This is a genomic window from Arthrobacter sp. LjRoot14 (genome assembly GCF_964253905.1).
Taxonomy (GTDB): Bacteria; Actinomycetota; Actinomycetes; order Actinomycetales; family Micrococcaceae; genus Arthrobacter.
Window position 1 is genome coordinate 3,744,600 of the sequence record NZ_CAXURL020000001.1, and the last position, 24,057, is coordinate 3,768,656.

The window sequence follows — 24,057 nt, forward strand, 5'->3', positions numbered from 1 at the left end:
GTTACTTCGTCCCGTCTGATTGGTCTGAATTCTTGGCTGATTTCTTATCTGTTCTCTTGTCCAGGAAAGCCTGCATCCGGTCGAACTTCGCCTGGGATTCGAACAGGATCCCCTGTGCCAGCTGGTCGATCAGCGGGTGCGCCTCGGCGGGGGCGTGGAACACAGACTTGGTGATCCGCACGGCCAGCGGATCCTGCCGCGCAATGCGGTCCGCCAGGCTGTGCGCACCGTCCATCAGCACGGGCGCCTCATGGATCTCCGTGATGAGGTTGACGGCCAGGGCCTGCTCGGCGCGGAGCACCAGGCCGGCCAGCAGGATCTGCTTTGCAACGGGTTCGCCCACCAGCTCTTTCAGGCGCCAGCTGGCGCCGGCAGCTGCGAGGATGCCCAGGCCGGTTTCGGGGTTGCCGATGCGGACGCTGGGTGTTCCGATCCTGAAGTCTGCTGCGTACGCCAGCTCCGCGCCGCCGCCCAGGCAGTAGCCGTCCAGCGCTGCAATCACGGGCATGGGCAGCTTTGCGATCCGGACGAAGATCGTGGAGTTGATGCCCTGCAGGGCATCGTCCCGGCGCCGGTCACGCAGCTGGGCGATGTCCGCGCCCGAGGCGAAAACGCCGTCGGTGCCCGCAATGATGAGCACTTTGGGGTTCTGTTCCAGCGCGGCGCACACGAGGTGGAGTTCGTCCACCATCTGCTGGTCGATGGCGTTCCGGACCTCGGGGCGGTTGAGGAGCACCACCACGCGGTCCTCCCGTTCCTCGACCAGCAGGGTGCGGAAGTCCAGGGTGCCCAAGTGGCCGTTCGCGCTTTCCGGGGCCGTCATTACACGCGCTCCAGCAGCATCGCGGTGCCCTGGCCGACGCCGATGCACATGGTGGCGAGGCCCATCCTGGCGTCCTCGCGTTCCATCCGCCCCAGCAGGGTGATGGCGATCCGTGAGCCGCTGGAACCGAGCGGGTGCCCCAGGCTGATGGCACCGCCGTCGCGGTTCACAATCTCCGGGTCCAGCCCGAGCCGGCGCATGCTGGCCAGCGACTGGGTGGCGAACGCTTCGTTAAGTTCGACGGCGCCAAGGTCGCCGACGCTGTAGCCGCTCCGGCCCAGCACTTTCTGCGTGGCGGGGACGGGGCCGATGCCCATGATCTCGGGCTCGCAGCCGGCGGAGGCGCCGTCGATGATGCGGGCGCGCGGGGTGAGGCCCAGCTTCTGGATCGCCGCTTCGGACGCCACGATGATGGCGGAGGCGCCGTCGTTCAGCGTGGAGGAGTTGCCGGCGGTGACAATCGAGCCGCCCTTGACCACGGGGCGGAGTCCGGAGAGCACGTCCATGGTGGTGCCGGCGCGGGGGCCCTCGTCCGTGTCAACCACTGTTTCGCCCTTGCGGGTCTTCACCGTCACCGGGACGATCTCATCCTTGAACCGGCCGGCGGCGATGGCCGCGAGCGACCGTTCGTGGGAGCGGACCGCGAAGGCATCGGCGTCCTCGCGGGAAATGCCGTCCACCCGGCCCACTTCCTCCGCCGTTTCCGGCATGGAGTAGGTCATTTTGCCGTCCCGGGACAGCTCGCCCTTCTGGAACAGCGGGTTGGCGAACCGCCAGCCGATGGACGTGTCGAAGATGGCGCCGGGCTTCGCGAACGCTGTCTGCGGTTTTTCCTGCACCCAGGGCGCCCGGCTCATGGATTCCACGCCGCCGGCAATGACGATGTCCGCGGCTCCGGACTTGATCATCTGGCTGGCCATGATGATGGCGCTCAGGCCGGAGGCGCACAGCCGGTTGACCGTGATGCCGGGAATGTGGACGGGAAGCCCGGCCAGCAGGGTGGCCATGCGGGCCACGTTGCGGTTTTCCTCGCCGGCGCCGTTGGCGTTGCCGAGGATCACTTCGTCGATGGAATCGGGGTCAAGGCCTGCGCGGGCGACGGCCTCGCGGACCACGAGGGCGGCAAGGTCGTCGGGCCGGACCGCGGAGAGCGCGCCTCCGTAGCGGCCCACCGGTGTGCGGGCACCGCCTACCAAAAATGCCTGCGGTCCTGCTACTGCTGAGGCCATGGAAACACCCTTCACGCGATTAACGGCAATGTCATCTGCGGCGGCAAGAGCCTGGCGACTAATTTACCGACCGTTCGTTCTATAAAGATTACACTGCGGCCGCAAGGGGTCAACCAAGGTCCCATCCTGCCGCTTGAGTTTTTGTCCACTTATCGCGAGATAAGAGCGCTTTTGGACGCGATAAGTGGACAAAAACTCCAGCAGGTTTACAGGACAGTGACGCCGAGGTGGGCTGCCAGCAGCGGGGCCAGCAGGCTCAGCTGGTAGTCGTCGATCACCGCGCCGGACAGGCTTCCGAGTCCGCTGATGGTGCGGAAGTCCGTGCCGCGCAGGTCGAAGTCCTTGAGCTTGGCGCCGGCGAGATCGAGCGTGCCGATGGTGCAGTTCTTCAGCGCCACCCGGGTTCCCGTCACCGAGCCCAGGTCCAGCTCGTTGATGATGCAGTCGCTGATCTGCACATCCGTCAGCCTGGAGCCGCGCAGGTTCACGTAGTCCAGCTTCCCGCCGTCGATCCGCACCGACGTCCAGCCGCTCTCGTACAGCTCCGCCGAACCCCACCGGGGATTGCCGATCTCCACATCCCGCAGCGTAGCCCGCGCCGCGGTCAGCACCGGGGCGTAAATTTCGGCCAGGATGCAGTCCCGGAACGTCGCGCCGCGCAGCTGCGTCTCGTTGAAGGAGACCCCGTCGAAGGCGCACTCGGCGAAGTCCGTGCCGCTGAGCTCGAGGCCGTCGGCATCGGCGCGGCTGAACCTGAGGCCGTCGTACCGTTCGCCCCGCTGGAAGTCCGGTGCGGGCTCGTCCCGCAGCTCCTCCAGCCTGACCGGGGAGAGCCTGGGGGCCGTCACCTTGGGCGCCTTGGGTGCCCTTCCTGCCGCGCGACCGTCCGCCATCAGAGGGACTCGGCCTTCGCTGCAATCTCGGCGACGTCCCTGGCCAGCGCCTTCCGGGTGACGCTCATGCCGATCCTGCCGAAAAGGGCCAGCATGACCTTGCTCAGGAAAGTGGGCCTGGCCATCCGGGCGCCGAAGGTCAAGGTGAGGTCGGTCCCGCCGTCCCGCCCGGCAAGGATGAACCGCGTGGTGTAGTCGGCACCGCCCTGGAGCGCCTTGACCGTGGTGGTTCCGGCCCGCGTGGGCGACGGCGGCTCAGCCTGGGACACCCACATTTCCACGGTTTCCGCCCGGCCCATCATGGTCCGGGTTTCCTTCCACCGGGTACCTTCGCCGTATCCGCCCTCGCTGAGCATCTGGACGGAGTCGACTCCGGAGAGGGTGGCGGCGGAGCCCGGGATGTCCGAGATCACGGCCCAGACCTTGTCCGGACTGGCATTGACGTGATGCGTGAGCGTGGTCTTGTGGTCCATGCCTTCGAGCCTATCCGGGAGCGCCGACAAGCGTCGGCGGCGACGCTGCACTGACCGCTGTGCGGACGCGGCGAAAGTGGCGGAGGCGGCAAAAGTGGCGGAGTGGTGCCGCTCCGGCCCGCTTGATTTAGTAAGCATGCTTCGTGTTAGGGTGAATGTGCTTAGTTTTTTTACCGGAAACGAGAGGTGGAACACACCATGGGTATCGGAGACAAAATTCAGAACGAAGCAGAGCACCTTGGCGGCAAGGCCAAGGAAGCGGCCGGCAACGCCACGGACAATGACCGTCTGCGCGCAGAGGGTCAGAAGGACCAGGTTGTTGCCGACGCCAAGAAAGTTGGCGAAAACGTGAAGGACGAGTTTAAAAGAGACTAAAGCACTCCCAGGCGGCGGCCACGGCCACTGTCCTGGAAAAAACGGCGGGCATTCCTTTGGGGGATGCCCGCCGTTTTTGTGAGATTCTCGGGTGGACAGCAACCGCCAACGGAAGGTCCGCACCATGACGATCATCGACCTCAGCGGCGCCGGAAGGAACGCGGCCACGCCCGCAGGCGCCGCCGGCACCGGCTCCCCGAACCTGCGCGGGTACCTGGCTGAACCCGCGGGACCGGGCCCGTTCCCCGCCGTCCTGATGATCCACGAAGCATTCGGCCTCAACGACATTTCACGCCGCCAGGCGGACCGGCTGGCGGCCGCCGGCTACCTGACGCTGGCGGTGGACCTTTTCAGCAACGGCGGCATGCGGCGCTGCATAGTCTCCACCATGCGGTCGATGGCGTCCGGCTCCGGCCAGGCCTTCACGGACCTGGCCATTGCGCAGGCCTGGCTGGAGAAGTCCGGCCGCACCAACGGCAAGGTGGGGGTGATCGGATTTTGCATGGGCGGCGGCTTCGCCTTGCTCCTCGCCAACAAAGGCTTCGACGCTGCCGCCGTCAACTACGGCAGGCTGCCGAAGAATCCGGAGGAGGCCCTGGCGGGCGCGTGCCCCGTGGTGGGCAACTTCGGCAAGGCGGACCGCACCCTGCCCGGAGCAGCAGCGAAACTCGAAGCGACACTGGAGGGGCTCGGCGTCGAACACGACATCAAGGAATTCGACGGCGCCGGCCACGCCTTCATGAATGACACCGAGGAGGGCCCCCGGCTCCTCCGCCCGCTGTTCCGGGTGATGGGCATCAAGCCGGATCCTGAAGCGGCTGCCGAAGCCTGGCAACGGATCGAAGACCATTTCGCCAAACACCTGAAGGACTAACACCTGAAGTACCAGGCGCGAACGACGGCGGCGGCCACCTCGTGAGGTGACCGCCGCCGTCGTCGTCATTGCCGTCGTCGTACTGCTTGGGTGAACAGCGTTAGCTGAAGAGCTCGCTCTTCGGCTCGTTGTCCTTGACCTTCTGCCAGCCGAGCCACAGCACCAGGACGAAGAACGGAATGGTGGCGAGGGTCCACAGGCCCAGGTGGAAGACCTCGCCGGTCTTGCTGGTCATGGTGTCGAATCCGATCAGCACGGTGATGGCCAGCAGGGCAACCAGGCCGGCCCAGCTGCTCCAGGTTCCGCCGGGCGCGGGCAGGGAGGAAACCTTGCCCTTCGTCTTGCGCAGCGCGATCTGGCTGGCGAAAATGGCGCCCCAGGTGAAGATCACGCCGATCGACGCGGAATTGAGCGCGAGGTCGAAGGCGTGCGAGCCGCCCAGCCAGATGTTCAGCAGGATGCCGACGAGGTAGACGGCGCCGATAGCCAGGATGGCCGCGTACGGCACGTGGCTCTTGGACATCCGGGTCAGCCACTCCGGAGCGTGTCCGTTGTTGGCCATGGTGCGGAAGATCCGGCCGATCGAGTACAGGCCCGAGTTGCAGGAGGACAGCGCGGCGGTGATGACGATCATGTTCATGACATCGCCCATCCAGCCCAGGCCCATCTGGCCGAACACGGTGACGAACGGCGAGGTGCCTGCCACGTACTGGTCCGAGGGCAGCAGCATGGCCAGCAGGGTCACCGAACCGACATAGAACACCACGATGCGGAAGACCACGGCGCGGATTGCCTTGGGCACTTCCTTGGCTGGGTCCTGCATTTCACCGGCCGTGATGCCGACGAGCTCAATACCGTTGTAGGCGAAGATCACGGCGTTCAGGACCAGGATCATCACCAGCGCGCCCTTGGGGAACATTCCGCCTTCGGCTGCGAAGAGGTTGTTGACCGAGGCGTTGCCGTCGCCAACCTGGGCGTTGGTGACCACCATGAAGGTGCCCACGGCCAGGAAGATGAGGATGGCGCCGACCTTGAGGCAGGACGCCCAGAATTCGAATTCACCGAACGCCTTGACGCTCATGAGGTTGACGCCCACCAGCAGCAGCAGGGCCGCGATGGCGGTCAGTTCCACCGGCACGTTGGGGAAGAAGAACTGGAAGTACAGTCCGATCGCGATGAGCTCGGCGATGCCGGTCATGGCCCAGTTGATGAAGTACATCCAGCCGGACACATACGCGCCCTTCTTGCCGAACATTTCGCCGGCATAGCTGACGAACGAGCCCGATGTCTGGCGGTACATGATGAGCTCGCCCAGGGCACGCATCAGCAGGTAAGCGATGACGCCGGCAATGGCGTAGGAGAAAATCAGCGCGGGGCCCGTAGAGGCCAGGCGTCCGCCGGCACCCATGAAGAGGCCGACGCCGATGGCGCCGCCCATGGCGATCATGGTGACCTGGCGGCCGCTCAGGGACTTCTTGTAGCCCTCGGCACTGAGGGTGGAGTCGACGACGGCGGATTGCGCCGTCGGGCTCTTAAGTTCTGTTGGGGTACTTTGTGGCACAACTGTTCCTTGTGGGTCGGGGTATGGCCGGCTCAGGAACGCAGAGTTTTTGTCCAGATAATTCGGGTTTATCCCCCGTTTGGGGCAATTATCTGGACAAAAACTCGCAAGGCGTCGAAGGTCGCGCGGCCTCCCCAGTTTACAAGGCCCGCGGAACCGTCAGTGACGCAGACAACAGCAGGAACGGAATATGCCGAATTAATTTAGCTACCTTGCGGAGGTTAGCAGAATAATATTCTGATGGTTGTCGATTTGAACGTCGTAGCTGGTCAGAGGTTCGGCGCCGGTGGTGGAGCACCCGGTGTCCAGCCTGAAGGCGTTCTGATGCAGCGGACACAGGACCACGTCCTGATCGATGGTGCCGTCCGCGATCGGACCGCCCTTGTGCGGGCAGACAGCGGACAGCGCCCGCAGGCTGCCGTCGCGGAGCCGGAACACGGCCACCTGCTCGCCGTCCACGCCGAACGCCCGCCCCTCCCCGAAAGGAACCTGGCTGACAGGGCCCAGGTTGCGGCCGGCGTTCATCGGACCGGCACCTGGGGAAGCACCGTGAGCGGCAGCGAGGTGCGGAACTGCCCGGGCGTGAGCGGATCGTCCCGTTCGGTCCAGGGATCCACGTAGCTGTCCACGGACGCCTGCATGGCGGCGTCCAGTCCGGCTGCGAGGCCTTCCGCGTCGTCCACCACCACGGCACGGATGCGGTCAATGCCCACCCGCGGCACGAACGAGTAGGTCCGCTCGAGCCAGTTGGCGTTCTCCCGGTAGTACTGCATGAACCGGCCCGTCAGCACCTTGACCTCCTCGGGGTCCTCGACGGTGGCCAGCAGGTCTCCCTTGCGGATGTGGGCGCCGGCCGCTCCCCCGACATAGATCTCCCAGCGGCCGCCTTCCACCGCCACCACGCCCACGTCTTTGACCAGCGACTCGGCGCAGTTCCGCGGGCAGCCCGAGACTGCCAGCTTCAGCTTGGCCGGTGCCTCGATCCCCTGGAACCGCGATTCGATCTCGATTCCCAGCTTGGTGGAGTCGCCGGTGCCGTAGCGGCAGAAGTCCTTGCCCACGCAGGTCTTGACGGTGCGGAAGCTCTTCCCGTACGCGTAGCCGGAGGGCATGTCCAGGTCCGCCCAGACCTGCGGCAGGTCCTCCTTGGGCACGCCCAGCAGATCGATGCGCTGCCCGCCCGTCAGCTTGATCAACGGAATATTGTGCTTCTCGGCGACGTCGGCAATCCGGCGCAGCTGCTGCACGGACGTCACGCCGCCCTTCATCTGCGGAACCACGGAGAAGGTGCCGTCGCGCTGGATATTGGCGTGGACGCGGTCGTTGATGAACCGGGCGTCCCGCTCGTCGATGTACTGGTCCGCAAGCATCATCTTCATGAGTGAGGCGAGGCCCATCTTGGATTTCGCGTCCTCGGCGCGGCCCGGTGCCAGCGCGGCGAACACGGCGGACACGGAGCGGAGGCCCTGCTTGCGGATGGCCGCCATCAGCGAGGGCTTGTCCAGTGGAATGCCCGGCACGTAGTAGCTGGCGGCGGGGTCCTCCTCCACCGCGCCGTCGGCAGCCCATTCCACCACCTGCTTCACCAGCAGCTTGCAGGAACCGCAGCCCTTGCCTGCCCGGGTGGCGTCCATGGCTCCGGCCACGGTGTTGCACCCGCCCTTGACCACGTCCACGAGTGACTTCTTGCTGACGCCGTTGCAGTTGCAGACCTGGGCGTCGTCGTCGAGTTCGGCCACGCCCTGCTCCTCCGCGGGACCGCCCAGATCGAACATCAGGGAGATCCGCTCCTCCGGCAGGGGCAGCCCCTTGTCGAAGGCCTGGGTCAGGTAGGCCACCTTGCGGCTGTCGCCAAGCAGGGTGGCGCCCACCATCTTGTTGTCCCGGATGACGATCGACTTGAACACGCCGCGGCTGGGCTCGGAAAACACGATGTGCTCGTCCGTGTCCCGCTCCGGACCGTGCAGTCCCATGGACGCGACCTCGACGCCGGCAACCTTGAGTTTCGTGGCGATCCGGGAGCCCAGGTACGCCGAGGAAGTGTCAGTGCCGGTGACGTGGTCGGCGAGCACCACGGCCTGTTCCCACAGCGGGGCCACCAGGCCGTAGACCTCGCCGCGGTGCTGGACGCACTCGCCCACCGCATAGATGTCGTCCTCGTCCACCACCCGCAGCTGGTCATCCACCACGATGGCGCGTTCCACGTGCAGTCCGCTGAGCACGGCGAGGTCCACGTTGGGCCGGATTCCCGCGGCCACCACCACCATGTCGCAGCCGATATCCGGCTGGTCGCGCAGCCGGACGCCCGTGACTTTATCCGTGCCCAGGACCGCGGTGGTGCGGCTTCCGGTATGCACCCTGATTCCGAGGGCCTCCACGCTTCGGCGGAGGATGGCTCCGCCGTCGGGCCCCATCTGGGCATTCATGAGGTGGCCGCCGGAATGCACCACGTCGACGTCGATGCCATGGCTTTGGAGCCCGCGCGCGGCTTCCAGGCCCAGCAGGCCGCCGCCGATCACAACCGCCCTCCGCTCCCTGTCCGGGGGGTGGTCCTCGTGGCGCGCGTGCTGGACCATGTTGCGGGTGTCGTCAATGGTGCGGAACGTGAAAACGCCGGGTTTGATCGAGCCGCTGGGGGTGTACAGGCCGTCCATCGGCGGCATGAACGACTGGCTGCCGGTAGCGATGATCAGCACGTCGTACGGGACCACGTGGCCGTTGTTGGCGAAGACGTACTTGGTGAAGCGGTCGATCCGCTCCACCCGGACGCCGGCGTGCAGCGTGATGTTGTTGTCCTGGTACCAGTGCAGGGAGTTCAGGAAGATGTCCGCGTCACTTTCCTCGCCGGAGAGGACGTGGCTGAGCATGATCCTGTTGTAGTTGCCGTACGGTTCGTCGCCGAACATGGTGATGGTGAACTGTTCGGCGCCGCCGCGGGCCAGGATTTCCTCCACTGCCCTGGCACCGGCCATGCCGTTGCCGATCACCACCAGCCGACGGCGGGCGTTCGGCTTGCCCTGCGGGACCTTGCCCTGCGGAACCTTGCCCTTCGGGAGGGGACCGCGCTGGCGATTGTCGAGGGTGGCTGTCATCAGTGTTCCACCATGCCCAGGTCGATCACCACGAAGCCCGTGACGCCGTCGGCCGCCAGGAGGTACACCTCGATCACGGAGCCGCCCTCGATGTCCTCCACCACCCGGAGCGGCACGTGGACGTCGCTCTTGGCTCCGATGGGGAAATACCGCATGGGCACGCCGTCGCGCATGAGAACCACGGTGATCAGCTCGGAGCTGGAGTTGCCGCCGCGAAAGTAGAGGGTCTGGTTGATGATTCCGTCCGGAACGAAGTGCGCGAGCTCCCGGTGGATGGGAACGGGCTTTTCAAGTCCGGCTCCCACAATCGGGAAGACGCCCTGCAGGAAAAGGTTCTTGGTGATCACGGGACGGATCCTTTCGGCCGGCTGGGTAGGCCCGGCGGCGGACCGCGCGGGTGCTACTTGAGCGTGGGAATCACTGACTCCCTTCCATCCTGCTCCGCAGTTGTTTCGGCCCGGCGCGCAGGGAGTAACGATCCCTTAACGCAAATCTCACCGTTTTTTGGGACCGCCTTCCGCGGCCCGCCACAGCCCCGGAGCTAAACGAGCGCGCCGTCCCGCATGGTGTACCGCAGCCAGCTCCCGGCCCCGCGTGCCGCGCAGGTGCTGAACCACTCCCCCAGCGCCCGGTCGTGGCTCACCATGATCAGCGTTCCGCCGAACTCCGACAGTGCCGCTTCCAGCTGTTCCACCAGCACGGGCGCCAGGTGGTTGGTGGGTTCATCAACCAGCATCGTTCCGTAGCCGCCCAGCAGGAGCCGGGCCAGGGCCAGGCGGCGCTGTTGACCGGCGGAAAGGCTGCCGACCGGAACGTGGAATTCGGTGGTCCGGAAGAGGCCCAGCCGCAGCAGTGCCTCGGCATGCTCGTCAATGTTGCCGCCCAGGCCGGATACGAAGGCCGGAAGAAGCCGTTGCCCGGGGCGCAGCGGCGGTTCCAGTTCCTGCTGCAAATAGCCGATCCGGCCGTGCCGTGCCACCGTGCCCGCGTCCGGCTCCAGCGTGCCCGCGAGGACGGACAGCAGCGTGGATTTACCGGCACCGTTGGGGCCCGTGATCAGGATCTTTTGGCCGGCCTCCACCCGGAAATCCGTCCGTTCCAGCCGCCCGCGCACCTCCACGCCGCGGGCTTCCAGGGCGGGGCCATCGCTCTCACCGGGGCCGGCGGTGGCGCTGGGATCGTCCCCGGCAGCGCCCTGGAGGTCCACCGCCAGTTTCAAGGGAACCGGCGGGCGGTCCACCGGGCTGGCTTCGAGCCGGCGCAGCCGTTCCTGGGCGTTGCGGACCTTGCTGCTGGCCGCCTGCTGCCAGGTGCCTGCTTTGAAGTCGAAGCCCATTTTGTCGCCGTCGCGGCGGCGGGCGTAGCCCATCTTCCCGGCTACGGTGTCCGCCTGGAGGCGTTCGGCGGCCATCGCGTCCAGCCAGCCGCGGTATTGCTGCACCCAGCGTTCACGCTCGGCCGCCTTCTCCCGCAGGTACCCCTCGTAGCCGTTCCCGTAGCGGTTGACGGCACACCGCTCGGCGTCCACTTCGATGATGGATGACGCCACCGTGCGCAGCAGCGCCCGGTCGTGGGAAACCACGACGACGGTCCCCCGGTGGGCGGCCAGCCGCGCCTCGAGCCAGGCCGTTCCGCTGGCGTCAAGATGGTTGGTGGGCTCGTCCAGGAGGAGGATGTCCGCGGGATCAGCGAGCACACAGGCCAGCGCCACCCGGTGCTGCTCACCGCCGGAGAGGGAACCCAGCGTCCGCTTACGGTCCAGCCCGCCCAGGCCAAGGCGGTCGAGTGCCGCCTCCACCCGCGACTCCGCGGCATATCCTTCCCGGAGCTGGTATTGGGTCTGCAGGTTGCCGTAGCGTTCCAGCTGCTCCTCGTCAGCATCGGCCAGGCCGGCTTCCAAGCGGTCCAGCTCCGCCTCCAGGGCGCGGAGTGAGGCCAGCGCGTCGTCGACGGCGTCGCCCACCGTGAACGTGGGCGGCAGGCCGGTGGTCTGGGCAAGGTAGCCGACACGGCCGTGGCTGACGGCGGTGCCTTCGTCCGGGGCCTCGAGCCCGGCCAGGATGCGGAGCAGGGTTGATTTTCCCGCGCCGTTCTCGCCGACGACGGCCACATGTTCACCGGCGCCGATGGTGAGGTGGACGTCGGTAAAAAGCCGGCGGTCGCCGTAGCCATGGGTGACGCCGGTCAGGGAAAGATGTTCAGTCAAGGGAAGTCCTCGCGGGTCCGAAGTGTGGCGCCGGAGACTCCGGCCGAACGGTGTCGGGGGTCTCTGGGGGGCCTTGGTACCGGTGCGCAGCGCCTGTCCGGCCGGTGCACAGCGTGATGCCATGCAGCGTTCCGGCGCTGCTTCTTAGGACTTCATCCGTCCAGCCTGCCCGGCCCGGGGCCCAACGTCAAGCGTGCACAGTCCGGCGGGCGTTGCCGCCGGCATTCCCGCCGAAGCGGCGTGCCGCCGTCGGACATTTGCTTCCCAAGCGGTGAAGGTCAAACGGCGAGTGCCACCGCTTTCCTGCGGCGGGCCTTCGCCAGACGGGTGCCGATCAGCCCCTGCCGCGGGCTGAAGAGGTAGACGGCGGCGAACACCACACCCTGGGTGAGCACCACCATCGCGCCCGAGGCGGTGTCCAGGTAGTAGCTCAGGTAGATGCCGGCGATCGAGCACACCGCCGAGATCACGGGTGCGATCACCAGCATGCGGGAGAAGCGGTCCGTCAGCAGGTATGCCGTGGCTCCGGGGATGATCAGCATCGCCACCACCAGCACCACGCCCACGGTCTGCAGGGCCACCACCGAGGTCAGCGCCAGCAGGCCCAGCAGCAGCGCCCCCAGCCGCTTCGGCGACAGGCCGATGGCGTGGGCGTGCGTGGGGTCGAAGGCGTACAGAGTAAGGTCCCGGCGCTTGAGGATCAGGATGGCGAACGCCACCACGCCCAGCACCAGCACCTGGATGAGGTCCGGAATGCTGACGCCCAGCAGGTTGCCGAAGATGATGTGGTTGAGGTCGGTCTGGCTCGGCGTGACGGAGATGAGCACCAGGCCCAGGGCGAACAGCGAGCTGAAGACGATGCCGATCGCAGCGTCCTCCTTGACCCGGCTGGTGTTCCGGACCACCCCGATCAGGGTGACGGCGATCAGGGCGAAGACCAGCGCCCCGAGCGCGAACGGCGCCCCGACGATATAGGCCAGCACGACGCCGGGCAGCACGGCATGGGAGACGGCGTCGCCCATAAGCGACCAGCCGATCAGCACCAGCCAGCAGCTCAGCACGGCGCAGACGACGGCGGCGAGCGCAGTGGTGATGATGGCACGCACCATGAAGTCGTAGCTCAAGGGTTCCAGTACGATGTCGAAGAGGTCCATGGCTTAATTCCTGCCCTGTTGCTGGGAAAGGTCCGTGGCTTGAAGGTCCTTGGCTGGAAGGTTCCGGTTGAGGACGTCGAGGCCGAAGGCCATGGCCAGGTGCTCCGGCTGCAGCACCACCTCGGGCGGGCCGTGCATGAGGACCTTGCGCATCAGCAGCACCGCCTCGTCGCAGAGCTGCGGCAGGGCGTGGAGATCGTGGGTGGAGATAAGGATGGTGCAGCCGTCCGCGGCGAGTTCCTTCAGCAGGCGCGTGATGGTGGCTTCGGAGCGCTTGTCCACGCCGGCGAACGGCTCGTCCAGGAGCATCATGGTGGCACCCTGGGCAATGCCGCGCGCCACGAACGCGCGCTTCTTCTGGCCGCCGGACAGCTGGCCGATCTGCCGGTTCGCGAACTCGGACAGTTCCACCCGGTCCAGCGCAAGGTCGACGGCTTCGCGGTCGGCCTTGGAGGGGCGGCGGGTGAAGCCCTGATGCCCGTAGCGGCCCATCATCACCACGTCGCGGACGGACAGCGGGAACTGCCAGTCCACGTCTTCGCTTTGCGGGACGTAGCCGATTCCCCCCTCCTTGCGGGCCTTGGCCGGTGACGCTCCGTTGATGAGGACGCGGCCGGCGTCGGGCTTGATCATTCCCATGATCACCTTGAACAGCGTGGACTTGCCGGAGCCGTTCATGCCGATCAGGCCGCAGATTCGGGCGGCGTCCAGGGTCAGGGACGCGGAGTCCAGCGCGAGGACCTCCCCGTAATGGACCGTGACGTTTTCAACCAGGATGGCCGGGCTGCTCATGATGCCGCCCCCGCCAGTGCTTCGGTGATGATCCTGGAGTCGTGCCGGATCAGGTCCAGGTACGTGGGCACGGGACCATCCGCCTCGGACAGGGAATCGACGTAGAGCACCCCGCCGAATTTCGCTCCCGTGGCTCCCACCACCTGGCGCATGGGGGCGTCGGACACCGTGGACTCGCAGAAGACGGCCGGGACCTTGTTGGCCTTGACGAATTCGATGGCCCGGGCGATCTGCTGCGGCGTGGCCTGCTGCTCGGCGTTGACGGCCCAGATGTAGACCTCCTTGAGGCCGGCGTCGCGCGTCAGGTAGGAGAAGGCGCCTTCGCAGGTCACCAGGGCACGCTGGGCCTCGGGGACGGTTGCGAGCTTCTGCACCATCTCGTCCTTGACGGCCTGCAGCTTGGCCTTGTAAGCCGCACCGTTGGCTTCGAAGGTGGACGCGTTGTCCGGATCGAGCCGGGAGAAGGCCTTCACCATGTTGTCCACGTAGATCTGCACGTTCACCGGCGACATCCACGCGTGCGGGTTCGGCTTGCCCTGGTAGGAGTCCTCGCTGATGGACATCACCTGCACCCCCTCGCTCACCACCGCGTGCGGAACATCCAGGCCCTCGACGAACTGGGCAAACCAGGCTTCCAGGTTCAGGCCGTTGTCCAGGATCAGGTCCGCCTTGGAGGCCTTCCGGATGTCCCCGGGCGTCGGCTCGTAGCCGTGGATTTCGGCGCCGGCCTTGGTAATGGATTCGACCTGCAGCTTGTCCCCTGCCACGTTCTGCGCCACGTCGGCCAACACGGTGAAGGTGGTCAGCACGACGGGCTTCTCATCCCCGGGCCCCTGGCCAGGGGCGGTACCCCCGCACGCGGCGAGGGACAGGCACAGGGAAAGGGCGACGACGGCGGCTCCAGCAGAGCGAAGGACCCCGGTTCGGCGGACTACTTTGGCGCACCGAAACAGAAATTTAGGCATACCGAACATTCTACCCGGCGCCGTAAGTCCGCTGCAACGCGGGGATCCCGCCCCACCCAACTGACTCGCACTTAACGTCGCCATTAGCCGTTTTCACGACGTCAGCTGCCAGTCAGTTGGGGAAGCTAGGCTGGACCCATGGGAACAGCTGTCCGCAATTCCCCGGCGCCACAGCCGGAGCTCTACCGTTTCTCTGCGCTCGATTACACCACCGTGGGGCTGTACGTGGCCGTCGCGGTGCTCTTTGCCGTTGCGGGCCCGCTGCTGCAGCCGCTGCTGCTCCAGCTGTCCCCGGACCCCACCACGGCCGTGTACTCGGTCAACCTGCTGTTCTACGGCGGCGTGGGCATCCTGGCCGTGGCCGCCGCCCGCCGCGTTGCCTCCCGCGACCTGCGGGTGCTGGCCACCAGGCCCTGGTTCACACTCATCATGATTCCGGTGGCAGTGGTGGCCATGCTGATCCTGACAGCCATCCTGGTGGCGCTTACCGGGCCCGTGCAGGGCTCTGCCAACCAGGCCAACGTGCAGGCACTCGTCCAGCAGGTTCCGCCGTGGCTGATCGTGCCCCTGCTGGTCATTGTGGGCCCGTTCGTGGAGGAGTACATCTTCCGCCACCTGCTGATCGGCAAGCTGAGCCGGCGGGTGAACATCTGGGTGTGCTGTGTCCTGTCCACTTTCCTCTTCGCGGCATTGCACATCGTGGGCCAGGAAACCCTGACCCTGCCCGTGCTGATGCCATACCTCGCCATGGGCGCCACCCTGGTTTTCGTCTACGTGTGGACCGGGAAGAACCTGATGTTCTCCTACTTTGTCCACGCCGCAAAGAACCTGCTGGCCGTGGTGTTCATCTACGCCATCCCGCCCGAACTGATGGAACAGCTGCAGCAGGTCCAGCCTTAGTCGTCCGCCGCAGCGTCTCCGGACACCCCGCGCAGGGTGAGCCGGTGCGGGCCGGCGGTGCGGCCGGTGATGTACACCTTCAATCCCTCCGTGGCGTTGGTTCCCCCGAGATACCGGTACCCCTCCCCCGGGTTGTAGCCCGCGGGGGAGTCAGCGTCTTGCGGGGTTCCCGGACCGAACTCAATGGCATCCCCGCCCACGGTGTATCGGCCTGTCCGGCCCGTCAGCTGGAAGGTTCCCGGGACCGCCAACGGCTCCACGCCCTCCAGCACACCGCCGGGACGGAAGGTCAGTTCCAGCGCGAAGGACGTGTCCGCGCCGTCGAAGTGTACTTCCACGGCCGCCTCGGACCCTGAAACATGAACCGAAACGTCCGTCTTCAGGCGGTGGACAACCGTCGGCCGGCAGCTGAAATCCATACTGGCACTGAACCGGCCCTCGTGTTCGAGTGCGTAGATGCCGTCCGCCCGTCGCTTCTCCGGCGGGAGAGGGAGGTAGAAGTTGGCTTCCACCGTTTCGGAGAGGGACACTCCGGTGCCGTTATTGACGGTCTCCTGGCTCCTGAACGGACCGAGGTCGAAGAAGCTGCGTGACAACCTGACGTCGCTGAGGACCGCGCCGCCATGGGCGTATCGAACGAACGTGGGGTTGCTGGACAGCCCGGAGACCACGCCCGGAACGAGTTCATCGCAGCCGCCGTAGACCGTGACGATTTTTCCGGATCCGTGGAACCGGTGGATCCCGCACGTCCGGAGCTCTGCGCGCTCAGGTGACATTGCAGCAGGGAGCCCGCTGCCCGGGTAACGAGAAGCGGCGCCGCCTGGAAGCTCCTGCGGCAGCCACGGATCAAGCCGCGTCCTGGCAAGCGCCGTGGCCGGTTCCAACAGCGGAAACTGCTGCAACCAGGCTGCCGCGGCGGCAAAGTCTTCCCGCCCGTCCTGGTTCGCCAGCCGGCGGTACAGCAGCTGGAAGGCCTCGCCGTTGAACGCGGCCCACTGGTCCTGCCGCCGGGAGAACAGGGACTCAACGGTGCCGTCCGGGTTGAACCACGGCAGGAAGGCCTCCAGGTTAAGGCGGACGTGCTCCAGCAGCTCGGGCCGGTCGGCGTAGTCGGCAATGGCCAGCAGCGACGGATTGCTGACGGCCGTGGCGTACAGCGGACTCCGTTCGGAATACATGCCGTCCGGCAACTGGTCCACGCCCTCGGCAAGCCACTGCCCGATGCGTTCCGCTATCCCCGGCCGGGGCCGGCCCTCGCGCTCCTGAAGCGAATGGATCCTGGCAAGTGCCGCGCAGAGCTCCCAGCGGTGGTTGGGCGTATGCACTCCCCCGGCGACCAGCGCATCGCTGATGCGTTCGACGACGGCACGCAGCCGGCGTCCGACATCCGCGAGCGCGTCGGCGGGCCCCTCGCCTCCGGCGGAGGCCAGGATTTCCAGCGCCATGCAGGCATCATTGATGGTGAACGCGGAGTCCGGCGGCGAGCTCAGGTTGGTGCCGTCTAACAGGCCACCGGGTCCCTGCAGGTGCTCCAGGCGGGCGACGCAACCGGCCATGGCAGCCGGTAGCTCCGCTGAACCCCGGTGCTCCGATCCCGGTTCCGTGTAGACCGTCACCAGGGCCAGCAGCCGGCTCATGGCAGCGCGGTGCGGAAGCGCCGCAACGTCGCCGTCGTGCATTTCAAGCAGTGCCCGGACGTAACGGTCCGATTCGTGCACGAGTGCCCGGTTGAAGTCGAGGTCGGTTGATGCTGTCGGCAAAGTCTCGCCTTTCATAAAGCGCAGGGTCCTAGTCCTTCAGGCCGGCACTGACGTCGGCATTGAGGACGTACTTCTGGAATACGGAAAACACCAGGACGAGAGGCAGGATGGAAATCACCGAGGCGCCCAGGAGTACGGGCCAGTCGATGTTTTCCGCGCCCACAATGCTCCGCAGCGCCACCTGGAGGGTGTACCACTTGGGATCGTTCAGCACGATCAGCGGCCAGATGTAGTCGTTCCATCGCCACTGAAAGGAGAAGATGGCCAGCGTGAACAGGATGGGCCTGGACAGCGGAAGCATGATCCGGAAGAAGATGGTGAGCTCGCTGGCGCCGTCGATCCGGGCCGAGTGCAGCAGGTCATCCGGAACCGTCAGGAAGAACTGGCGGAACATAAAGACGCCCGTGGCCGTGAGGACGGAAGGGACGATGATGCCGGCCAGGGAGTTGTAGAGGCCCAGGTCACGGATCACTGTGAACGTGGGGTTCAGGATCACCTCGGTGGGCAGCATGGTGGTGGCCAGGATGCAGACGAAGAACAGCCGGGTGCCCTTGTTGTTGTACTTCGCCAGGGCATAGCCGGTGCAGGCGCTGAAGAACACGGTGAGCACGGTGGTGACCAGCGCCACCGTTGCCGTGTTCAGGAAGTACTTCGCAAAATCCACCCGCTCCCACGCGTCGACGAAGCCCTGGAAGGTCCACTCGCGGGGAATCATGGACAGTGGATAGCTGAACAGTTCACTGCCGGGTTTGAACGAGCTGAGGAGGAACCACAGGAGGGGCAGCGCGTAAATGGCCACGATGAGCCACAGCAGGCCGGTCAGGGGCGCGGAGATCCTGGTCCTGTCGCCTCCGGCCTTGCGGTTGCCCCGCGGCGGGACCGCCGGGCGGGAAACCCTGGCCCGTGCCTTGGCGGCATCGGCAGGCAGGTTGGTAGCTGTTGCCATGGGCTCAGCCCTTCTTCCGGTTGAAGCGCAGCTGAATGAGTGCCATAGCCAGCAGGATCACCATCAGCACCATGGAGGCGGCACTTGCGTAGCCCACCTTGGACTGCTCAAAGCCGGTCTTGTAGATGTACTGGACAATCAGGGTGTTCTCCGTGCCCGGGCCGCCGTTGGTCAGCGCCTGGATCATTGCGAACTCCTTCATGGCATGGATGGTTGAGAGCAGCACCACCATGAACGACGTGGGGGCGATGCCGGGAAGCGTCACGTGGCGGAACCGCTGCCAGGCGTTGGCCCCGTCCAGTTCGGCAGCCTCCAGCAACGCTTCCGGAATGTTCTTCAGGGCTGCGATGAACAGCAGCATGTTGAAGGCCGTTCCGCCCCAGGCCGAGGCAAGGATGACCACCATCAGCGCCAGGTTCCCGTTGCTGGACCATGGAACCGGGCTTCCGCCCATTGTGGAGATCACAAAGTTGATGAAGCCGAAGTCCTGGCCGAACATCCACTTCCAGATGACACCTACGACGATCGGCGAGATCAGCCAGGGAAGGAAGATCACCACCTTCGCGGCGGTCCGCCCCCTGACGGCCTTGCTGACCAGCAGGGCCGCAATTCCGAGGGAAGACACGTAGACGAGCGGAACCGAGAACACGGTGTAGAGGAAGGTCCGGGTCAGCGCGGCGTAGAAGGTGCCGTCCGCGAAGAGTTTCTGGAAGTTGGCCAGGCCAATGAAGTTGAGCTTGCCGACTCCGCGGTAGTCCGTAAAGGAATAGATGAGCCCCAGGGCGCCGGGCCAGACGAAGAACACCAGGAAGAGCACCACGTTGACGCCGATGAGGACCAACGGCGCAATCACGTAGCGGCTGTGACGCTTCTGCTGGGACTTGCTCCGCACGGCGCCCGTGCCGGGCTTCTCCGGCGCCACCGTGGAGGTCAAGGTTGGATTAGCCACTGATCAGGCACCGTTGTAGAGCTTCACGATGTTGTCCACCGTGGTCTTGGCGTCCTGGCTGCCGGAGAGCATCTTCACGGTTTCCTCACGCAGCGGATCTCCGGTGAACGGCGTTTCCGCGTAGGCCTCGGCAACCACGCGCTTGATGGCGTTGTCCCCCTTGGCTTCGTTGCCGGCGATCTGCTTCTGGTACAGCTCGAAGGAGGCCTGCTGGAACGGATACTCGACTTTCAGCTCCTTGACCGGAAGGTAGCCGCCGAGCTTGGCGAACTCCGTGTAGTTGGCGTCATCGTAGAACCAGTCGATGAACTTCTTGGCTTCCGCGTCCTGTCCGGTGTCCTTGAACGCGACCATGAAGCCGCCGCCGAGGTTCGTGGCGTTGACCTTCTTCTTGGGCAGCGGCACGGACATCCATTCAAAGTCCTTGATGTTCTTGTTGAAGTCGGCAACCTGCCAGCTGCCGGAGTAGTAGGCAGCCACCTGGCCGCTCTTGAACATCGCGTTGCCGTCCTCGCCGCTGAGCCAGACTGATTTGGGCATGGTCTTGTCGTCGTTGATCTTCCGGAAGTACTCGAGGGTTTCCACGGCTTCCTCATCCGCGGCGTACTTATCGCCTTCCTTGGCGAACGCGGTGCTGCCGAATTCATACATCATGGCCCGCACACGGTGGCCCGAACGGTCCATGACCACGCCGTACTTGGCGCCGGCCTTCTCGCGGACCTCATTGACGGCGGCGACGAATTCGTCCCAGGTCCAGGCGTTCTCGATGGCGGTCGGGAAGGCGACGCCGGCCTTCTCGAAGAGGCTCTTGTTGACGAACAGGCCGACGGCGGTGAGGTCCGAGGGAATCGCCGGCAGGATGCCGTCCGGGGATTCCTGGAGGAATTGCTCTTCGATGTTGCGCGACTTGGCAATGTCAGAGAGGTCTTGCAGCTGGTTCACCCAGAGCGGGTCGATGCTGGTGACCCGCGCCAGTGCCGGCAGGTCGTTGGCCGTCGCGGCGTTCTTCAGCTTGGTGGCGATATCCGCCGTAGGGACGTCAACCACTTCAATGGTGATGCCGGTGGCTTCTTTGTACTTCTTGGCGGCGGCGGCAAAGGCACCGCCCTGGTTGGTGTCACCGGAAAGAATCAGCTGAAGGGGCTTTGAGGGGTCGGCCGTGCTCCCGCCGCTACTTCCGCACGCACTGAGCCCGGCTGCAAGTGCTGACAGCCCGAACGCTGTCAGTCCGAACTGCCTGCGGCTGATGTTGGAGAGTCTTGTCTGCTCTGACAATGGTCTGTCCTATCTTTGCGGAGTGATTGATCCGGAGGTCCGGAACGAACGGATAGATGGGCCGAAGCCCCTCGGGCCACCATTGCCACATCATCAGGAAAAGCCTTTCCCGGCTCAACTGTGACCTATGTCATGACAATCTGTCAAGACGACGTGCGGACTTTGTGAGCGCGCACACGGACCTCTTTGCGCCTTCGTACGCCGGCCCGGAACCGTCGGCCACCCCCTTTCCGCGGGGGCGCCGGCGTCGTAGTTTTGACCAATGGGACTCAACATTCAGATAGCAATCGACTGCAGGAACCCGCACGAGCTCGCAGACTGGTGGGCGGAAACCTTGGACTGGGCGGTGGAGCCCCAGGACGAGGCGTTCATCCGGTCCATGATCGACCAGGGCTATGCCACCGAAGCGGAGACCAGGTCGCACCATGGCAAGCTTGTCTGGGCTTCCGGCGCGGCCATCCGCCCGGTGGAGGAAATCGACGCCAAGGCGCCCGCACGCCGCATGCTCTTCCAGATCGCACCGGAGGAAAAGACCGTCAAGAACCGCGTGCACTGGGACGTCCGCCTTGAAGGCAAGGACAAGGACGTGGCCCGCCAGGAGCTCGAAGCGCGGGGTGCAACGTTCCTCTGGAGCGCCAGCCAGGGACCGCATTCGTGGCACACCATGGCGGATCCGGAAGGCAACGAGTTCTGCATCAGCTGAGGCGATTACTAGACTCGGTCTGTGAGCAACGTATTCCCAGCCAAGGTATCCGACGTCTTTGACCCCACCCGGTGGCGCACCGTGGCCGGTTTTGACGACTTCCAGGACATGACGTACCACCGGCAGGTGGAGCGGGATTCGGACGGCGCAGTGTTGCGGGACCTCCCCACGGTCCGCATTGCCTTCAACCGCCCGGAGGTCCGGAACGCCTTCCGCCCCGGCACGGTGGACGAGCTCTACCGCGCCATGGACCACGCCCGGATGACCCCCAATGTGGCCACCGTGCTGCTCACCGGCAACGGGCCCTCGCCCAAGGACGGCGGGCACTCTTTCTGCTCCGGTGGTGACCAGCGGATCCGCGGGCGGGACGGCTACCGCTATGCAGAGGGCGAGACCAAGGAGACCATCGATCCTGCCCGCGCCGGCCGGCTCCACATCCTGGAAGTCCAGCGGCTCATGCGCACCATGCCCAAGGTGGTCATCGCCGTCGTGAACGGCTGGGCCGCCGGCGGCGGGCACTCGCTGCACGTGGTTTCCGACCTGACCATTGCCTCCCGCCAGCACGGCAAGTTCAAGCAGACGGACGCCACCGTGGGAAGTTTCGACGCCGGCTACGGTTCCGCCCTGCTGGCCCGCCAGATCGGCCAGAAGGCCGCGCGGGAAATCTTCTTCCTGGCCCGCGAATACTCGGCCGAGGACATGGTGCGGATGGGCGCCGTGAACGAGGCCGTGGACCACGAACGGCTCGAGGACGTGGCCCTGGAGTACGCGGCGGACATCGCCCGGCAGTCGCCGCAGGCCATCCGGATGCTCAAGTTCGCCTTCAACCTGGCCGACGACGGCCTGGCCGGGCAGCAGGTGTTCGCCGGCGAAGCCACCCGGCTGGCCTACATGACCGACGAGGCCGTGGAGGGCAAGGAAGCCTTCCTCGAGAAGCGCGATCCCGACTGGTCGCAGTTCCCGTACTACTTCTAGCCCGCCCTACTGACGAAGGCAGCACCCTGTGACTTCCCAGCCCCCGAACATCGAACCCGCGCTCAAGGCGCTGGCGGACGCCCTCCATGGCGAGGGCCCCGCCGTCGAACTTTCCGCCGACGCTGACGGCAACGTTGTGGTCTCCGCTGTGGAAACGCCGGGCTTCGACGACGCCGCCGTGGTGGTGCGCACCTCCGGTTCCACGGGTGCGCCCAAGGCGACGGTCCTCACCGTGGACGCCCTGGCGGCGTCCTCGGTGGCCACCGCGTTCGCGCTCAAGGGCGAGGGCCAGTGGCTGCTCGCCCTCCCCCTGCAGTACGTGGCCGGGGTGCAGGTGCTGGTCCGTTCGCTCTTTGCCGGGACCCGGCCGTGGGCCATGGACCTCTCGGACGGATTCACCCCGGAGGCCTTCACCGCGGCGGCGCAGGAGCTCACGGACAAGATCCGTTTCACTTCGCTGGTGCCCACCCAGCTGCAGCGGCTGCTGGATTCGCCGTCGGCCGAGACGCTGGCCGTCCTGCGCCGGTTCAACGGAATCCTGCTGGGCGGCGGGCCCGCCTCGCCCGAGCTGCTGGCCGCTGCCCGCGACGCCGGCGCCCGGGTGATCACCACCTACGGCTCCGCGGAAACCTGCGGCGGCTGCGTTTACGACGGCTTCCCGCTCGAGGACGTGCTGGCCCGGGTGGACGGGGACGGCCGGATCCTGCTGGGCGGCGCCACCCTCGCCGCCGGATACCTCGACGAGCCCGGCCTCACCGCAGACGCCTTCTTCGAGGAGGACGGCGTCCGCTGGTACCGCACCAGCGACCTCGGCTCCGTCGACGCCACCGGCAAGCTCACCGTGCTGGGCCGCGCTGACGACGTCATTATCACCGGAGGCGTGAAAGTTTCCGCCACGCACGTGCAGGCCGAGCTGGAAAAGCTCGACGGCGTGCTGGCGGCTTTTGTGGCCGGCGTGCCCTCGGCGGAGTGGGGCCAGGCCGTGGCCGCCTACGTCGCCGTGGACGACGCCACGCCCGCCGGCATCAAAGGCTTCACCGCGCGGCGGCACGATGCACTGGGCGCCCTGGCGCCCAAAACCGTCCTGGCTGCCGGGGAACTCATGATGCTGCCCAACGGCAAACCGGACCGCCTCGGCATGACCGTTCTGCTGGACGCACTGCATCAGGGAAAATAGAAAAGCGCTTCCCAAGCTGAACCGAACAACGAACCAATCGGAGTACTGACCGTGGCCACAGCCGCACAATGGATCCAAGGCGCCCGACCGCGCACCCTGCCGGCTGCCATCGCACCGGTCCTGATCGGCACTGCCGCGGCCTTCGAGATGGACGCGTTCAAGCCCGTCAACGCCATCCTGGCCGCGCTGGTGGCCCTGCTGCTGCAGGTGGGCGTGAACTACGCCAACGACTACTCGGACGGCATCCGGGGCACGGACGAGGACCGCGTGGGCCCGCTCCGCCTGGTGGGCTCCGGCGCTGCGAAGCCGGAGATGGTGAAGCGCGCCGCGTTCGCCGCGTTCGGGCTGGCGATGCTGTTCGGCCTGGTGCTGGTGCTCATCACGCAGGCATGGTGGCTGATCCTGGTGGGTCTCGGTTGCGTCCTGGCGGCCTGGGGGTACACCGGCGGCAAGAACCCGTACGGCTACATGGGCCTGGGCGACGTGTTCGTGTTTGTGTTCTTCGGCCTGGTGGCCACCCTCGGCACCACCTACACGCAGGCGGGACAGATCAGCTTGCCTGCCGTCATCGGCGCGATCGGCACCGGGCTGATCGCCTGCGCGCTCCTGATGGCAAACAACGTCCGGGACATCCCCACGGACATGCAAGCGGGCAAGAAAACCCTGGCCGTGCGGCTGGGCGACAAGCACGCCCGCGAAAGCTACGTCCTGATGCTAGCCGTCGCCATCCTGCTGGTCGTGGTCCTGGCACCCGGGCGTCCGTGGATGCTCATTGTGCTGCTGCTGATACCCGCCAGCCTGATGCCGTCATGGCTGATGATCAACGGCCGGAAGCGCAAGAGCCTCATCCCGGTCCTGAAGCAGACGGGCCTGATCAACCTGGGCTACAGCGTGCTGTTTTCCCTGGGCCTCGTACTCAGCCACGGCCTCTAGGG

23 protein-coding genes are annotated in these 24,057 nt (G+C 66.0%); 7 read left to right on the forward strand and 16 right to left on the reverse strand.

The features are described from left to right. Position 1: 1 nt before the first annotated feature. From ACSQ12_RS16950 to ACSQ12_RS16965, 4 genes are all read right to left on the reverse strand, one after another. Positions 2-823: an enoyl-CoA hydratase/isomerase family protein gene (locus tag ACSQ12_RS16950; RefSeq protein ID WP_436066187.1), complete on the reverse strand. Its 822-nt coding sequence runs from the start codon at positions 821-823 to the stop codon at positions 2-4. Continuing rightward, entirely contained in the window at positions 823-2,052 is a 1,230-nt protein-coding gene (locus tag ACSQ12_RS16955; RefSeq protein ID WP_436066188.1) for a thiolase family protein, read from the reverse strand. The genes ACSQ12_RS16950 and ACSQ12_RS16955 overlap by 1 nt, the downstream gene beginning before the upstream one ends. A gap of 206 nt (positions 2,053-2,258) precedes the next feature. Then, positions 2,259-2,945, reverse strand: a complete 687-nt coding sequence (locus ACSQ12_RS16960) for a pentapeptide repeat-containing protein (protein ID WP_436066189.1) — start codon at positions 2,943-2,945, stop codon at positions 2,259-2,261. Beyond that, positions 2,945-3,418 (reverse strand): SRPBCC family protein, encoded by a 474-nt coding sequence (locus ACSQ12_RS16965; protein WP_436066190.1) that lies wholly within the window; start codon positions 3,416-3,418, stop codon positions 2,945-2,947. Before ACSQ12_RS16965 ends, ACSQ12_RS16960 begins: the two co-directional genes overlap by 1 nt. Positions 3,419-3,616: 198 nt before the next feature. Here ACSQ12_RS16965 and ACSQ12_RS16970 point away from each other — a divergent pair, with 198 nt between their 5' ends. After that, positions 3,617-3,793, forward strand: a complete 177-nt coding sequence (locus tag ACSQ12_RS16970) for a CsbD family protein (RefSeq protein WP_011693098.1) — start codon at positions 3,617-3,619, stop codon at positions 3,791-3,793. Positions 3,794-3,917: 124 nt separating this feature from the next. Next, a complete protein-coding gene (locus ACSQ12_RS16975; RefSeq protein WP_436066191.1) occupies positions 3,918-4,667 on the forward strand; it encodes a dienelactone hydrolase family protein in 750 nt (249 codons plus the stop codon). A gap of 100 nt (positions 4,668-4,767) precedes the next feature. Here the strand turns inward: ACSQ12_RS16975 and ACSQ12_RS16980 are convergent, their stop codons facing one another. From ACSQ12_RS16980 to ACSQ12_RS17015, 8 genes are all read right to left on the reverse strand, one after another. After that, positions 4,768-6,228: an amino acid permease gene (locus ACSQ12_RS16980; RefSeq protein WP_209742610.1), complete on the reverse strand. Its 1,461-nt coding sequence runs from the start codon at positions 6,226-6,228 to the stop codon at positions 4,768-4,770. 207 nt (positions 6,229-6,435) lie between these two features. Next, positions 6,436-6,753 carry a Rieske (2Fe-2S) protein gene (locus ACSQ12_RS16985; RefSeq protein ID WP_436066192.1) on the reverse strand — a complete coding sequence of 106 codons (318 nt, stop codon included), beginning with the start codon at positions 6,751-6,753 and terminating at the stop codon, positions 6,436-6,438. Continuing rightward, positions 6,750-9,320, reverse strand: coding sequence for a nitrite reductase large subunit NirB (gene nirB, locus ACSQ12_RS16990; RefSeq protein ID WP_436066193.1), 2,571 nt, complete (start codon positions 9,318-9,320; stop codon positions 6,750-6,752). The genes ACSQ12_RS16985 and nirB overlap by 4 nt, the downstream gene beginning before the upstream one ends. Beyond that, positions 9,320-9,667 (reverse strand): molybdopterin oxidoreductase, encoded by a 348-nt coding sequence (locus ACSQ12_RS16995; RefSeq protein ID WP_436066194.1) that lies wholly within the window; start codon positions 9,665-9,667, stop codon positions 9,320-9,322. Before ACSQ12_RS16995 ends, nirB begins: the two co-directional genes overlap by 1 nt. Positions 9,668-9,861: 194 nt before the next feature. Further along, complete coding sequence (locus ACSQ12_RS17000; protein ID WP_436066195.1) at positions 9,862-11,526, reverse strand: ABC-F family ATP-binding cassette domain-containing protein; 1,665 nt, start codon at positions 11,524-11,526, stop codon at positions 9,862-9,864. A 278-nt stretch (positions 11,527-11,804) separates the two neighbouring features. Continuing rightward, entirely contained in the window at positions 11,805-12,680 is an 876-nt protein-coding gene (locus ACSQ12_RS17005) for a metal ABC transporter permease (protein WP_436066196.1), read from the reverse strand. A gap of 3 nt (positions 12,681-12,683) precedes the next feature. Next, the gene (locus ACSQ12_RS17010) at positions 12,684-13,472 is read right to left on the reverse strand and encodes a metal ABC transporter ATP-binding protein (RefSeq protein ID WP_436066197.1); all 789 of its coding nucleotides are present in this window, start codon (positions 13,470-13,472) and stop codon (positions 12,684-12,686) included. Next, positions 13,469-14,437: a metal ABC transporter substrate-binding protein gene (locus ACSQ12_RS17015; RefSeq protein WP_436066198.1), complete on the reverse strand. Its 969-nt coding sequence runs from the start codon at positions 14,435-14,437 to the stop codon at positions 13,469-13,471. Before ACSQ12_RS17015 ends, ACSQ12_RS17010 begins: the two co-directional genes overlap by 4 nt. Positions 14,438-14,575: 138 nt before the next feature. Here ACSQ12_RS17015 and ACSQ12_RS17020 point away from each other — a divergent pair, with 138 nt between their 5' ends. Continuing rightward, on the forward strand, positions 14,576-15,337 hold the full coding sequence (locus tag ACSQ12_RS17020; RefSeq protein WP_436066199.1) for a CPBP family intramembrane glutamic endopeptidase: 762 nt from the start codon (positions 14,576-14,578) through the stop codon (positions 15,335-15,337). On the opposite strand, the gene ACSQ12_RS17025 is transcribed toward ACSQ12_RS17020, so the two are convergent. The 4 genes from ACSQ12_RS17025 to ACSQ12_RS17040 are packed head-to-tail and all read right to left on the reverse strand — an operon-like array spanning position 15,334 to position 20,267. Beyond that, positions 15,334-17,097: a hypothetical protein gene (locus ACSQ12_RS17025; RefSeq protein ID WP_436066200.1), complete on the reverse strand. Its 1,764-nt coding sequence runs from the start codon at positions 17,095-17,097 to the stop codon at positions 15,334-15,336. The genes ACSQ12_RS17020 and ACSQ12_RS17025 overlap by 4 nt on opposite strands. A gap of 28 nt (positions 17,098-17,125) precedes the next feature. Then, on the reverse strand, positions 17,126-18,043 hold the full coding sequence (locus tag ACSQ12_RS17030) for a carbohydrate ABC transporter permease (protein ID WP_436066201.1): 918 nt from the start codon (positions 18,041-18,043) through the stop codon (positions 17,126-17,128). A gap of 4 nt (positions 18,044-18,047) precedes the next feature. After that, complete coding sequence (locus tag ACSQ12_RS17035; RefSeq protein WP_436066202.1) at positions 18,048-18,992, reverse strand: carbohydrate ABC transporter permease; 945 nt, start codon at positions 18,990-18,992, stop codon at positions 18,048-18,050. Positions 18,993-18,995: 3 nt separating this feature from the next. Continuing rightward, entirely contained in the window at positions 18,996-20,267 is a 1,272-nt protein-coding gene (locus ACSQ12_RS17040) for an ABC transporter substrate-binding protein (protein ID WP_209742599.1), read from the reverse strand. Between the two features lie 262 nt (positions 20,268-20,529). Here ACSQ12_RS17040 and ACSQ12_RS17045 point away from each other — a divergent pair, with 262 nt between their 5' ends. From ACSQ12_RS17045 to ACSQ12_RS17060, 4 genes are read left to right on the forward strand one after another with little or no spacing between them, the layout of a single operon-like run. Next, complete coding sequence (locus tag ACSQ12_RS17045) at positions 20,530-20,970, forward strand: VOC family protein (RefSeq protein WP_436066203.1); 441 nt, start codon at positions 20,530-20,532, stop codon at positions 20,968-20,970. 21 nt (positions 20,971-20,991) lie between these two features. After that, entirely contained in the window at positions 20,992-21,945 is a 954-nt protein-coding gene (locus ACSQ12_RS17050; protein ID WP_209742597.1) for a 1,4-dihydroxy-2-naphthoyl-CoA synthase, read from the forward strand. 28 nt (positions 21,946-21,973) lie between these two features. After that, positions 21,974-23,122 (forward strand): AMP-binding protein, encoded by a 1,149-nt coding sequence (locus tag ACSQ12_RS17055; protein WP_436066204.1) that lies wholly within the window; start codon positions 21,974-21,976, stop codon positions 23,120-23,122. 51 nt (positions 23,123-23,173) lie between these two features. Beyond that, complete coding sequence (locus tag ACSQ12_RS17060; protein WP_436066205.1) at positions 23,174-24,055, forward strand: 1,4-dihydroxy-2-naphthoate polyprenyltransferase; 882 nt, start codon at positions 23,174-23,176, stop codon at positions 24,053-24,055. Positions 24,056-24,057 lie beyond the last annotated feature (2 nt).